The organism is Acinetobacter sp. ANC_7512 (assembly GCF_056779935.1).
Window position 1 is genome coordinate 215674 of record NZ_JBWYIX010000002.1, and the last position, 13200, is coordinate 228873.

Consider the following 13200-nt stretch of genomic DNA (forward strand, 5'->3'; position numbering starts at 1 on the left):
TACTTTCAAAGTTTATTAGCGCTAAGATTATTGAAGAAAGAAGATAAAATATAAGAGGAATATAAGGATGAGTGAACAATGTACTTATTGCAATCACGATGAATATGATGTGATTGATAAAAATGAATTCGGTGTGATTTTGCCAGAACAGCAGCCGTTGACTAAAGGACATTCCGTTATTATTCCTTTACGTCATGTGAGTTCTTTTTTTGAAATTACCGATAAAGAGCGTAAAAGTTTACAGTCGTTGTTAGAACTGGCACGTAACGAGTTAAAAATCCGTCATCATCCGGAAGGCTTTCATATCGCTTTTAATGATGGCAAAGTTTTTGGCGATGAAGAGTCGGAACATTTACACATCCATATTATTCCTCGTTACAAAAACCAACCGCTTAAATTAGATAGTCGTTGGGGCATTATTCAAGAGTAATGTTGATTTTACAAAAAGGCGCAATATGCGCCTTTTTTCATGCTTTTTTAAAAGGTCTTTGCCTAGATTGGTTATACTGAGCACAGATTGTATTAATGGTATTTTCATGTTTTCTTTTTCAACTGCGTTACTGGATTGGTTTGATGTACATGGTCGACATGACCTGCCATGGCAAGTCGCAGATGATCCTTACAAAGTTTGGGTCTCTGAAATTATGTTGCAGCAAACCCAAGTGAAAACTGTTCTGAAATACTATGATCGTTTTATTCAGCGCTTTCCGACGGTCACCGATTTAGGTCGTGCTACTTGGGATGAAGTTGCTCCTTACTGGGCAGGTCTAGGCTATTATGCGCGTGCTCGCAACCTGCATAAAGCAGCCACAATCGTAAGTCAAAATGGACATTTTCCAGAGACTTTAGAAGCTTGGATGGCCCTGCCAGGAATAGGTAGATCAACTGCTGGTGCATTGATGTCACTTGGATTACGCAAATACGGCGTGATAATGGATGGAAATGTTAAGCGTGTTTTAGCACGTTTCTTTGCCATTGAAGATGATTTATCAAAGCCTGTCCATGAACGTGCAATGTGGGAATTAGCCGAGCAACTCTGTCCTGAACAACGCAACCATGATTACACGCAAGCCATTATGGATTTGGGTGCAACAATTTGTACTCCTAAAAAACCACTTTGCCTGTACTGTCCAATGCAGTCAGAATGCCAAGCTTTAAAGCAGGGTCTGACACAAGAGTTACCATTTAAAAAGCCAAAAAAAGCAGTGCCTATAAAGACTGCGGATGTTTTATTACTGCGAAGTACTGAAAATACATGGTTATGGCAACAACGTCCGCATTCAGGCTTATGGGGTGGTTTATGGACCTTACCCATCATTGATGAAACTTCAGAATTTAGTCAATTGACTCAGCAATATGGTTTGGTGAGTAATCAATTACCAACTCAAATTTCACACAGTTTCACCCACTTTACCTGGTTACTGAATGCACATATTTTCCATGTTGATCTCGACCAGATGGAATACCTCCAAACAGAATTAGGAGGTGAATGGCTCGCTCCACAAGTTGTAACAGAAATGGGCATTCCAACTGCGATGAAAAAATTGATCTCAGCCGTGAAATTGTGACATAGTCGATTCAAATAAGTGTGGCTGTATCAATCAAGGAGTTGGAGTGACTAAGTATTTGCGACATTACATCATCCTAAGTGTAGCTATTTTACTTGTTGCCTGCAGTAGCCAACCTCCAAAACAAAGGCCGCTTGACCCAACCCTCGTTGCTCGCTTACATATGCTTCCTTTGGACCGCAAATTACCTATCCCAGTACAAGGTGTAAAAGCGAGACAACTCACTGACACTTGGGGTGCATCACGAAGTCACGGTCGAACACATGAAGGCATTGATATCTTGGCGGCTCGTGGTACAAAAGTTTATAGTGCAACTGATGGAATTGTTCGCAGTATGCGCGATAATAAGCTGGGTGGGAAAGTCATTTGGATTTTAGGACCCGCTGGTTCTTGGCATTATTATGCGCATTTAGATCAGCATAAAAAAGGTCTCAATGAGGGTGACTTCGTGCGACGAGGTGACCATATTGGTTATGTCGGCAATACGGGTAATGCTCGACATACTGCCCCTCATTTACATTATGGAATTTACTTAGATGGTCGCGGTCGAGGCCCTGTCAATCCATACCCTTATTTACGTTAAATTAAAGTTTTTATTATTAGGAAGTTTTCATGTCAGAAGCCTTGATAAATCGTCTAGTTGAATTTGCAGAGTCTGGCAATCAACAACGTATTGTCTTAAATGGACAAAGCCATCAGGGCTGGATTATGGAAATTACCGAAGAAGCTCTGTTGATTAGCACTGGGTTTGCAGATAAAGCAGGTAAAGATTTCTGGATTAATTTTTCGGATTTAGAACAGGCAGAGTTGTTCTTTTGGGACAATCAAAACGATCAGTGGGTTGCTTTTACCATTTGATCACTTCAGAGCATTCGCATGACGATTCAACGCTGTGGCTGGTGCTCCGATGAGCAGATTTATATTAATTATCACGATCAAGAATGGGGTGTGCCTGTATATGATGAACACACCTTATTTGAAATGCTCTGTTTAGAAGGTCAGCAAGCAGGACTCGCTTGGGTTATTGTTTTAAAAAAACGCGAGCGATATCGATATCATTTCTTTCAATACACCATTGAAGAAATTGCGACTTTTACAGATGAACATTTATTCGAAATAGCACAAGATCCGGGCATAATTCGTCATTTAGGTAAACTAAAGGCGATTCGAGATAATGCTCGAGCATGGTTGAATATGCGCCAAATCATGCCTGATATGGTCAAATGGTTATGGAGTTTTGTAGGGCATCAACCCAAAGTTCATTCTGTGCCAGACTATCGCTTAGCACCAACACAAAGCGAATTAAGCCTGCAACTGTCTAAAACTCTAAAAAAGAATGGTTTTAAATTCGTGGGTCCAACCATTATCTATTCTTATCTGCAAGCGGTAGGAATGATTGATGATCATGAAAATCACTGCTTTAAAAAGCTTAGTTTAGCGCCATAATCTTTTTAAGAAGGTGCTTGGGATGATGACCTCATTTTTTGTTTCACCCAATCCGCTAAAAACACGATGGAGTCATGAATTTCATGAGTTAGTTCATGCCCTGCATTTAAGCGAATATAATTTTTATAACGGCGTTCTTCTCCAAAAACATCACCGGGAACAATGTTAATACCATGTTGACGTGCAGCATAATAGAGTTCTAAACCATCAATATGTGTCGCCAATTGCAGCCATAAAACATAACCACCATCCGGCTGACTTAACCCAATGTCGATCCCGTGAAAAGCGTTTAATATCGTTTTTCGATATGCATCAACTTGATGATTTAATTTTGGTTTTAATCGGAGTAGATGCTCACGATAGGCTCTACTATACATCAGGTCAGCCAAAGCCAATTGCAAAGGTGTATTCACACTGACATTTTGAATGACAATTTGACGATGCAAATATTTAAGCCTCGGCGGTAAACAAAACCAACCTACTCGATATGCGCTCGACAATGATTTTGATATTGAACTGCATAAAATGACATAGCCTGCTTCATCCCAATGTTTGATCGGTAAAGGTCGCTGTAAATTAAAACTACATTCAGCATAAATATCATCTTCAATCACATAACATTGATATTGTTCAGCCAATTGCACAATTTTCTGTTTATCATGATTTGAAAGCTCAAATCCTAGTGGATTTTGATAATTCACAGTCAATAGACAGGCTTTGGTATCGGGGTGCTGCATTGCTCTTTCTAAGCGTTCTAAATCAAAACCATCCACATTTGCAGGTATCTCAATCAACTTGCGTTTCAGTGTCCCTAACAACTGTAATTGACCATTAAAATTTGGGGTTGGAATCACAATGCCATCCCCTTCCTTGGTCAAGAGCTGAACCACGAGTGATAACGCAGCCATACAGCCATTGGTGATATAAATCTCGTCTGGATTGATATAAAAACCATCTTCAGCCCAATGGTCTGATAAAGCTTGTCTCAATCTCAAATGCCCTTGTCGATTACTGTAAAGGAAATCTTCTGGTTGACTGTGTTTTAAAGCGCGTTGAATTGACTTTCGGATTGCATCTACAGGCACGTGATTTGGAGAGATTTGTACTGCACCTAAATGAATTGATCGATTATTGGTTGAAGACTCCTGTATTTCAATTTGCAAATCTAAGTTACTGATATCCTTTGCTTCAGCTTCAAATTCACGATGATAAGGCAATACTGGTTGATCATTTTTGGATTTCAAATGTTGTACAAAATAACCTGATTTATTTTTAACAGTGATGAGCCCTTCCGATTCCAATAATGCATAACAATTTTTTGCTGTATTTAAACTGACGGCATGTAATGCTGAAAATTGCCGAAGGGAAATGAGCTTCTGTCCTGAACACAGTTCTCCACTCAGAATTTTCTGTTTGATATGTTTGGCTAAGATTTGATACTGAAACATGAACTGTGCTCATTTTTATAAAATGTGTGTATCTGTATCTATAAACCTAGCAAATTTATGATGGTCTTACAGCTAAAAACACACAGGAGGCCATATGAACAACGATAAATTATATTTGATATTACCCTTGGTAACACTTTTGACAGCTTGCCAACCAGAGCATGCGATCGATCAAGTTGCACTTGAGCAAAAATTTATTTGTACATCATTAATTGATGGCTTCTTGAAAGTGACGCACAACAGTCATTATCGTTTTACAAAAAGTATTGAATCTCCAGAGCAGGAGAAAATTTACCTTTACACCGTATCTTCTGATCATGCGGTCAAGCTCAATAGTCCCACACAAAAAAATTTAAATTTTCAATGTGATGATTCCAAAAAACAGACCTACCAAGTTTTTCTATTGGATCAGGCATCTAAGACAAAGCAACCAATTTTGAGTTTTCATTTGCCTCAAGCAGCAGAGTTAAAGCAATTTACAGCTTACACTTTGAAAAATGATTAAATGCCTGATCTAAAGTCATTATTTCAAAATATCTGGTAACGATATCTGCACAGATTGAGATTTTGCTAATTCAGTTTTCATTTTTTGCAACATTTGATAAGGCTGCTGTTGTACAAACATATTGGTCACACTTTGTGGAATTGCACCTTCTGGATCCGCATATCCTGAAGTGCTGACCTTCACCTTATTCGGTCCAATCTGTTCAAAGCTCCAGTCTCCAACATAGTGTTGCAGCCGAATATACTGAGGATTCTTCGATTTTCCCGTTTGCGAAGCTTTATTCTTAATATGAACAATACCTTTTGAATCCTTATACATTTTCCCTTGCACAATCAGATCTCGATCTTTCAAAGGAAATGGAAAATCTAACACCATGTAGAGTTTAAATTCCCCTTGCTTCAAATCTTGAGAAATCACCTGTGCTGAACCGACATTGGGTACCCATGATTTTGCATTTTCCACATCCAAAACTATTGCAACTGCTCTTTCGAGTGAAGCATCGACTACTGTTTCAGCACGATAGGACAACACAGGATGATCAGGATTTTGCATCGTCCACACTTTAATATTGTTTTTGTTAATGGTGAGTCGAGAGGCTTCATTGGCTTGAACTTGGCTTGTCAGGCCAATGGCACTGACAAGCAAGCAGATCATAGAAATTTTCTTCATTTTTATTCTTCATATTTAACATTATTATTTAGATGATCACGCAGTATTTTTAAACTTAAACTTTGATATCGTTGAAGCCTAAAACGTCTTTCATGTCATATTTTTTCGGTGCTTTACCGACAACCCAAGCAGCGGCACGTACTGCACCTGCAGCAAAATTCATGCGGTTCGTGGCTTTATGTGTGATTTCTACACGTTCACCTTCACCAATAAACATTACCGTATGTTCACCCACAATATCGCCACCACGAATGGTTTGGAAACCAATACTTTGACGTTCACGAGGACCAGTATGCCCTTCACGGTGATACACCGCATCTTGCTTCAAATCACGACCTAATGCATCAGCAATCGCCTCACCCATCATTAAAGCAGTACCTGATGGCGCATCAACTTTATGACGATGATGTGCTTCGATCACTTCAATATCGACACTGTCACCAAAGACTTTAGATGCTAATTCTAAAAGTTTAATGGATACATTCACGCCTACGGAGTAGTTTGCTGCGTACACTACAGGAGCAATCGTTGCACTTTCATCTAAAAATGCTTTTTGCTCATCGTTCATTCCCGTCGTACCGATCACTAATGCAACACCAGCCTCACGGCACAGTTTCAAATGCTGTTCAGTTGCAACTGGTGCAGTAAAATCAATAAATACATCGCAATCATTTAAAACATCTTGGATATCACCCACGACTTTCACACCAAGTGTACCAATACCCGCTAATTCGCCTGCATCCGCGCCAATAAGGCTACTGCCTGGACGCTCTACCGCTGCTGCTAATTGATAACCAGCATCTTGAACTGCTTGAATCAATGTACGACCCATACGGCCACCAGCACCTAAAATCCCAATACGCGGAGCGACAGACATAACCTATTCCTAGTGTTGCTTTAAAATTGTTCTTACTATAACAAAAGTCTATACATACGCTAAGTTTATCGATATAAAAAATTATGCTGTCTTTTAAGCATTTGATTTGAACCTTAATCGAATAATTAGATTAAATTAAGAAAAATATTCGGTTTTTTATATTTATAAATTTTAACTATGATCAATGCCATGAAATTCAACACTTTTATAAGGAAATAATATGGCAGACCAAGCTCGAAAATTATCAACGATCCAAACGATCGAACAGTTACAGTTGGATGCTTCATTAGTTCAAGGTTTAGATCATGCCGAAACTGCGTGGATCATTATCGAAGCTATTCAACAATTGCAGGAATATCATAATCAGTGGCACTGAGATGAAACGGATCAGATGATTTTTCTTATTTAAAAGAAAATCATCTTCTGTGTTATTAAAATATTTACAATTTAAAAATCATATTAGGATTCAAAATTTAAAATTGCTCAAAGCATTGATTGCTCAGCTAAAGCATCGGTTTCTATTTTCATTCCTATTAAAATATGTTCTTATTATCTCGTTATTTTTAATCTAAATTACATTCTATCTTCACAGTTTCTCTGCATTTTTTCAGTACATTAGTGTGAACCCCAATTTATAAGGTCAACGAGGGCGGAATATGAAAAAGATTATGACAGTTTTGACATTATCTTTAAGTGCAATATTTACAGCAAATATTGCCAATGCTGCTCCTTACTCTGATGACTACCAAGATAAAGGTTCACGTGAACGTGGTAAAGGATTTGAGAAACGTACTCAATATGATGCTTCATCAGATCAAGAGTTCCAAGATCGTCGTAAAAACAGAGAAGAGCGTGGCGTAAAACGTTTACGTCAACATAAATGGCAAACTGGCTACGTCATGCCTCAACACTATCGTGGCAATAGTTATAAAACCGAATATAAAGATCATAACCTACCAAAACCTGGTAAAAACCAACAATGGTACAAAGTGAATAATGACTTTATTCTGGTGGATTCAAACAGCAATAGCATTTTGAAAATCCAGCAAGATTAATTTTGACGTTTAAATCGACCCGACTTCATGTCGGGTTTTTTGTTGAGTTCAATCCTAATCATTCATCTTCATCACTTCTTCATACATTTCACAAATTGACTATATCTCTCCACGGTTTATCTCAAATCATTTTGTACTTTAGCGATATCGGATAAATAACAAAGTTAGAGGTATCCCACATGAAAAAGTTAGTATCAGTACTTACATTAGCAATGAGTGGTTTATTGGCAACATCTGCGATGGCTGGTCCACATGACGATGGTCGTCACTATTCAAAACCAACTCCACCACCAGCGCATTGGAATAAAGGTCAGCCTGGGAAATATCAACATGACCGCTATGAACAAAATCGTGGCTTCCAAAATGTAAATCCAAGCCGTCAATGGCGAGTAGGTCAACAGTTACCACGTCAATTCAACTCTTCAAAATTTGAGTTAAGTGATCGACAAGCGAAGAATCTACCTAAAGCGGCGCGTAACCAGCAGTGGTACAAAATTAATGGAGACTATGTCTTAGTGAATGAGCGTACAGATCGCATCGTGCGTATCATCGGATAAGCTTATTCCTAGATCTTCTCAAATTGATCTTCCCTGCACTCAGCCCAAACTCAGTTTGGGCTTTTTTATGTCTTTATTTTAATGCAGGTGTGGAAAATCATTTTTTTGTTTAGAATCTGATGACCACTTCCCGCTTCTATCGGTACATGCATGCAATCGGACTCAATAGATACAACTCAAAATATGACACAGCAATATGTGCATTGGTTCCGAAACTCAGCGCCGTATATCAACGCCCATCGTAATAAAACCTTCGTTTTAATGTTTGGCGGCGAAGCAGTTCAATCACCAAATTTTCAACATATTATTCATGATATTGCCCTTTTACATTCTCTCGGCATTCGACTCATTCTGGTTCATGGAGCACGACCACAAATCAGTGCAAATCTTGCTGAGAAGAATTTAGATAGCCCTTTTCATAATCATCGTAGAGTAACAACACGTGACTCATTAGGTGCGGTCATGTCTGCCGTAGGCTCAATCCGTTTACAAATCGAAGCCTTATTGTCTATGGGACTTGCAAATTCACCCATGTATGGTGCTCGCATTGATGTGGTATCTGGTAATTTTATAACAGCTAAACCTTATGGCATTCGTAACGGTATCGATTTTCAACTTACCGGTGAAGTGCGTTCAGTCGATGCAGATGCGATTCAAAAACATTTGGACAATCACAATATTGTATTGCTTGGCCCCTCAGGTTATTCAACCACTGGTGAAGTTTATAACTTGCTTGCTGAAGAAGTGGCGACCAAAACAGCTATCCAACTCGGTGCCGATAAACTCATTTTTCTCGGTTCCGAACAAGGTTTAATGCAAAGCCCACAGCAGTTGTTGCGCGAAGTGACCCCGCATCAGCTAGATCAACATATTGACGTTGCTTTAGAGCAAAATTATGAATTGGCATTGCATTTACAAAATGCCAAGGAAGCCTCTTTAAATGGCGTTAACCGCGTTCATTTATTATCTTATGAACATGATGGTGCATTAATCGAAGAATTATTTACTCGTGATGGGCATGGCACGATGATCACCGATGCACATTATGAAGAAGTCCGCACAGCGACGATTCAGGATGTCGGTGGATTAATCAGTTTATTACGGCCATTAGAACAAGAAGGCATTTTGGTATACCGCTCTAGAGAACGCTTAGAAAATGAAATTGATCATTTCGCTGTGATTGAACGTGACGGTATGGTTCTGGCTTGTGCAGCATTATATCCAATACCAACTGAATCAAATGAAATTCGTTCTGCAGAAATAGCCTGTGTGGCAGTACATCCAAGTTACCGCAAATCAAATCGTGGTAGCCAAATCTTGCACTATTTAGAAGAGAAAGCAAAAAAGTCTAATATCCAACAGTTATTTATTCTTACGACACGAACCGCACATTGGTTTTTGGAACAAGGGTTTGTCAAAGCATCGGTGGATGACTTACCACAAGCGCGTCAGGCACTTTATAATTTCCAAAGAAACTCAATTGTTTGTAAAAAGCCACTCTAAAGTGGCTTTTTTATTGCACCCTTATGAACTGCTTTATCTTTCTTTTATATATCGATATTCCTAGGTGAACTATCTTCACAATCATTCGATATATTCATACAAATCATATCCTTATCACAATTTAATATTTTAATATATATTTATATATTTCATAAACTTAGAAACAAAAATATCGTTATTCTTAGATTGAGCCTTTTGCATTTTTTTAGATATTTTTTTCTCTTTTAATTTTATCTTTTTTATTCATTAGGAATTCCTGAATTCTTATTTTTTACGAAATAGAAAATTCATTAACTTAGGCGCGTTACATGACGCATTTATTTTTTTGATTTTTTTTATTTTTAAGTTTTCAGGATTTTCAATATGAGCAGCTTTAACGCTAATCTTTGGAAAAAAACACTCATTTTGTCTTCTGCGTTAACAGGTGCTTTGCTACTCACTGGTTGCGACTCAAAAAAAGAAGATAAAACCCAAGTGTTAAATATCGGTTATCAAAAATATGGCTTACTGCCCGTGATTAAAGAACGTGGTGAATTAGAAGCCGCTTTGAAGGATCAAAACATTCAAGTGAAATGGGTAGAGTTCCCAGGTGGACCACAACTGTTAGAAGGTTTGAATGTCGGCAGTGTTTCATTTGGTGAAGTCGGTGAAGCACCCCCTATTTTTGCCCAAGCAGCGAATTCAAATTTGGTTTATGTCGCAAATCAACCTGCGACTCCACGCGCTGAAGCGTTGATTGTTCAAAAAAATTCGAACATCAAAGATATTCAACAACTTAAAGGTAAGCGTGTAGCGTTAAACAAAGGTTCTAACGTTCATTATCTTCTCTTGAAGATCTTAGAAAAGAATCATTTGACGCTTGATGATATTGAAGTGGTTTACCTACCACCATCGGATGCTCGCGCAGCATTTGAGCGCGGTGCAGTCGATGCATGGGTAATCTGGGATCCGTTCTTTGCAGCGGCAGAGCATCAAATCGGCGCACGTGTTCTCGCTTCTGGCGAAGGGAATGCCAATAACTACCAGTTCTATATGGCTGATCGTAAGTTCGTTGAACAGAATCCTGAAATTATACAAACCGTTGTTCAAGAACTTAATGAAGCATCAGATTGGATTGCTTCCAATAAAGATGAAGCCGCTCAACTGCTCGTGAAGCCTACAGGCCTAGATTTCAAAATTCTTCAAACCTCAATTGGACGTATGAGCTTCGGCGTTTATCCAATTAGTACTGAAGTTGCTCAACATCAGCAAAAAGTTGCCGATGTATTCCATCAACAGAAGTTAATTCCAAACAAAATCAATATTCAGGCCGCAATTATTGCGCCTACACCCAAATAACAACATGAAAAGGTGATGAACATGACTCAACATCAATCAGGAAATACAGCACACACTTGGTTTAAAACCTCAAGTCATTCAATGACAACGATGCTATTTGCCTGTGCGATGTTGGGTTGCTCAGCTGCATGGGCTGTTGATCCCTCAGTGAAAGAATTACGCATTGGCTTCCAAAAATCTTCCGTAAATTTGGTGATTGCTCAACAGCAAAAACTGTTTGAGCAAGAATTTCCCAATGCCAAAATTACATGGAATGAGTTCCCTGGTGGTCCTCAAATTTTAGAAGCACTTGCAGTGGGTTCAGTGGATATTGGTGCAACAGGTGATACCCCCCCTGTTTATGCTCAAGCAGGAAACAAACCTTTGCATTACATTGCTTATGAGGCGGCGAAGCCTCTTTCTTCAGCAATCTTAGTGCCGCAAAAATCCAAAATTACTCAGCTTAAACACCTCAAAGGCAAGCGTGTCGCAGTACATCGTGGCTCTAGTTCACATTATCTATTGGTCCAAGCCGTCCGAAAAGCAGGTTTGCAATGGAGCGATGTAAAACCAATTTGGTTAAGTCCTGCTGATGCACGCGCAGCATTCCAAAAAGGTGCTGTTGATGCATGGGCCATTTGGGACCCGTATTACGCTGCTGCTGAACTTGAAGATAAAGCAAAAGTTTTGACCACTGGACAAGGGCTGAGCCCGAATTACACGTTCTATCTCGCTTCAGGCAAGTTTATCGACAAACATCCTCAAGCGATTTCAGGTGTCATTGAACAGATTAATCTTGCTGATAAATGGGTTCAAAAGAACTTAAAAACTACAGCAACGATTTTTGCCAAAACAACAGGTTTAAAGCCGAATGTGAGCCAAACCTTTGTTCAGCGCCGACCTCGTCCATCTTATGCAGCACCTTTAACCGCGAAAGTCATTGCAGATCAGCAACAACTGGCTGATCGCTTTGCTGAGCTCAAAATCATTCCTAAACCGATACAAATTAACCAAGTCGTATGGACTGGTCAGTAACTCATATTAAGGACTTAAGTAATGAAAATTTTCTGGTTTATTCCTACTCATGGTGATAGTCGCTACCTAGGTACAAGCAAAGGCGGACGTGTTGTCGACCATGCCTACATGAAACAAATCGCTGTGGCGGTGGATAATCTAGGTTATGAAGGTGTGCTTATCCCGACTGGTCGTTCTTGTGAAGATCCATGGTTGACTGCCGCAAGTTTAATTGATGCCACCAAAAATCTTAAATTTCTCGTTGCTTTGCGTCCAGGGGTAACCACTCCTGCACTGGCTGCACGTATGGCAGCAACCTTTGACCGTCTTTCAAATGGCCGTGTTCTATTGAACTTGGTCACTGGTGGTGATGAGCAAGAGTTAAAAGGTGACGGCGTCTATGAAGATCATAAAACGCGTTATAAAACTGCGACTGAATATACTACGATTTGGCGCGAAATTTTAAAACGCTCTCATACGGGTGAAAGCTTCACGTTCCATGGTGAACGTCTAAGCGTGGATGATGCAAAATTATTATATCCACCCGTCCAAAAACCTTATCCACCATTGTGGTTTGGTGGTTCTTCTGATGATGCTGTTGAACTGGCAACTGATCAAGTAGATACCTATTTAACTTGGGGAGAGCCTCCAGCAGCGGTTAAAGAAAAAATTGAAAATGTCCGCGCTAAGGCGGCAGCTAAAGGTCGCACCCTAGATTACGGTATTCGTTTACATGTCATCGTCCGCGAAACCAACGAGGAAGCATGGAGAGCTGCTGAAGAATTAATTCAGTATGTTGATGATGAAACCATCGCTGCGGCACAGAAAAAATTTAAACAAATGGACTCTGTTGGTCAACGTCGTATGGCTGAACTTCATAATGGAGATCGCTCGAAACTTGAAGTGTCACCAAACTTATGGGCTGGCGTAGGTCTCGTCCGTGGGGGTGCAGGCACGGCATTAGTAGGTGACCCTGAAACTGTGGCGGCACGTATCCAAGAATATGCAGATTTAGGCATTAATACCTTTATTTTCTCGGGTTATCCGCATCTTGAGGAATCAATTCGTTTTGCTGAATTGGTATTCCCTCTTCTGCCATTAGAAACACGCCAAAAACTGACTCAACCTAATCTGACTGGTCCTTTTGGTGAGATTGTCGCGAATAACTATACTCCTGAAGAAAATAAAAAAGGAGATCAGGTTCAGGAGCCGGCATGACAACAGCGGTAGATAAAACTCAA

At 39.5% G+C, this 13200-nt stretch carries 16 protein-coding genes; 13 read left to right on the plus strand and 3 right to left on the minus strand.

Annotation, left to right across the window (positions count from 1 at the left end; translation table 11 throughout):
• The first annotated feature begins 61 nt into the window (after positions 1-61).
• The 5 genes from AC1M9H_RS03640 (at position 62) to AC1M9H_RS03660 (ending at position 3014) form a co-directional block, all read left to right on the plus strand.
• Entirely contained in the window at positions 62-430 is a 369-nt protein-coding gene (locus AC1M9H_RS03640; RefSeq protein ID WP_265596980.1) for an HIT family protein, read from the plus strand.
• Between the two features lie 106 nt (positions 431-536).
• A complete protein-coding gene (mutY, locus tag AC1M9H_RS03645) occupies positions 537-1568 on the plus strand; it encodes an A/G-specific adenine glycosylase (protein ID WP_481612780.1) in 1032 nt (343 codons plus the stop codon).
• 58 nt (positions 1569-1626) lie between these two features.
• Entirely contained in the window at positions 1627-2151 is a 525-nt protein-coding gene (locus AC1M9H_RS03650) for a M23 family metallopeptidase (protein WP_481612789.1), read from the plus strand.
• A 29-nt stretch (positions 2152-2180) separates the two neighbouring features.
• Complete coding sequence (locus AC1M9H_RS03655; protein ID WP_035264881.1) at positions 2181-2426, plus strand: hypothetical protein; 246 nt, start codon at positions 2181-2183, stop codon at positions 2424-2426.
• Positions 2427-2444: 18 nt separating this feature from the next.
• Entirely contained in the window at positions 2445-3014 is a 570-nt protein-coding gene (locus AC1M9H_RS03660; RefSeq protein ID WP_481607156.1) for a DNA-3-methyladenine glycosylase I, read from the plus strand.
• A gap of 5 nt (positions 3015-3019) precedes the next feature.
• Here the strand turns inward: AC1M9H_RS03660 and AC1M9H_RS03665 are convergent, their stop codons facing one another.
• Positions 3020-4462, minus strand: coding sequence for an aminotransferase-like domain-containing protein (locus AC1M9H_RS03665; protein ID WP_481595687.1), 1443 nt, complete (start codon positions 4460-4462; stop codon positions 3020-3022).
• Positions 4463-4556: 94 nt separating this feature from the next.
• Between AC1M9H_RS03665 and AC1M9H_RS03670 the strand changes: the two genes are divergently transcribed.
• On the plus strand, positions 4557-4967 hold the full coding sequence (locus AC1M9H_RS03670) for a hypothetical protein (protein ID WP_481594536.1): 411 nt from the start codon (positions 4557-4559) through the stop codon (positions 4965-4967).
• 18 nt (positions 4968-4985) lie between these two features.
• Here the strand turns inward: AC1M9H_RS03670 and AC1M9H_RS03675 are convergent, their stop codons facing one another.
• Positions 4986-5636, minus strand: coding sequence for an START domain-containing protein (locus tag AC1M9H_RS03675; RefSeq protein ID WP_481612781.1), 651 nt, complete (start codon positions 5634-5636; stop codon positions 4986-4988).
• A gap of 55 nt (positions 5637-5691) precedes the next feature.
• Positions 5692-6513: a 4-hydroxy-tetrahydrodipicolinate reductase gene (gene dapB / locus AC1M9H_RS03680; protein WP_035264896.1), complete on the minus strand. Its 822-nt coding sequence runs from the start codon at positions 6511-6513 to the stop codon at positions 5692-5694.
• A gap of 220 nt (positions 6514-6733) precedes the next feature.
• Here dapB and AC1M9H_RS03685 point away from each other — a divergent pair, with 220 nt between their 5' ends.
• The 7 genes from AC1M9H_RS03685 to ssuD all read left to right on the plus strand — a co-directional run bounded on the left by AC1M9H_RS03685 (position 6734) and on the right by ssuD (position 13177).
• Positions 6734-6889, plus strand: a complete 156-nt coding sequence (locus tag AC1M9H_RS03685; protein WP_171076739.1) for a hypothetical protein — start codon at positions 6734-6736, stop codon at positions 6887-6889.
• Between the two features lie 280 nt (positions 6890-7169).
• The gene (locus tag AC1M9H_RS03690) at positions 7170-7568 is read left to right on the plus strand and encodes an RcnB family protein (RefSeq protein WP_092766593.1); all 399 of its coding nucleotides are present in this window, start codon (positions 7170-7172) and stop codon (positions 7566-7568) included.
• A 179-nt stretch (positions 7569-7747) separates the two neighbouring features.
• Positions 7748-8125: an RcnB family protein gene (locus tag AC1M9H_RS03695; protein ID WP_035264902.1), complete on the plus strand. Its 378-nt coding sequence runs from the start codon at positions 7748-7750 to the stop codon at positions 8123-8125.
• 150 nt (positions 8126-8275) lie between these two features.
• Complete coding sequence (gene argA / locus AC1M9H_RS03700; RefSeq protein WP_035264904.1) at positions 8276-9628, plus strand: amino-acid N-acetyltransferase; 1353 nt, start codon at positions 8276-8278, stop codon at positions 9626-9628.
• 363 nt (positions 9629-9991) lie between these two features.
• Positions 9992-10966, plus strand: coding sequence for a sulfonate ABC transporter substrate-binding protein (locus AC1M9H_RS03705; RefSeq protein WP_481591997.1), 975 nt, complete (start codon positions 9992-9994; stop codon positions 10964-10966).
• A gap of 21 nt (positions 10967-10987) precedes the next feature.
• On the plus strand, positions 10988-11980 hold the full coding sequence (locus AC1M9H_RS03710) for a sulfonate ABC transporter substrate-binding protein (RefSeq protein ID WP_481591998.1): 993 nt from the start codon (positions 10988-10990) through the stop codon (positions 11978-11980).
• A gap of 21 nt (positions 11981-12001) precedes the next feature.
• On the plus strand, positions 12002-13177 hold the full coding sequence (gene ssuD / locus AC1M9H_RS03715) for an FMNH2-dependent alkanesulfonate monooxygenase (RefSeq protein ID WP_092766595.1): 1176 nt from the start codon (positions 12002-12004) through the stop codon (positions 13175-13177).
• Positions 13178-13200: the final 23 nt, after the last annotated feature.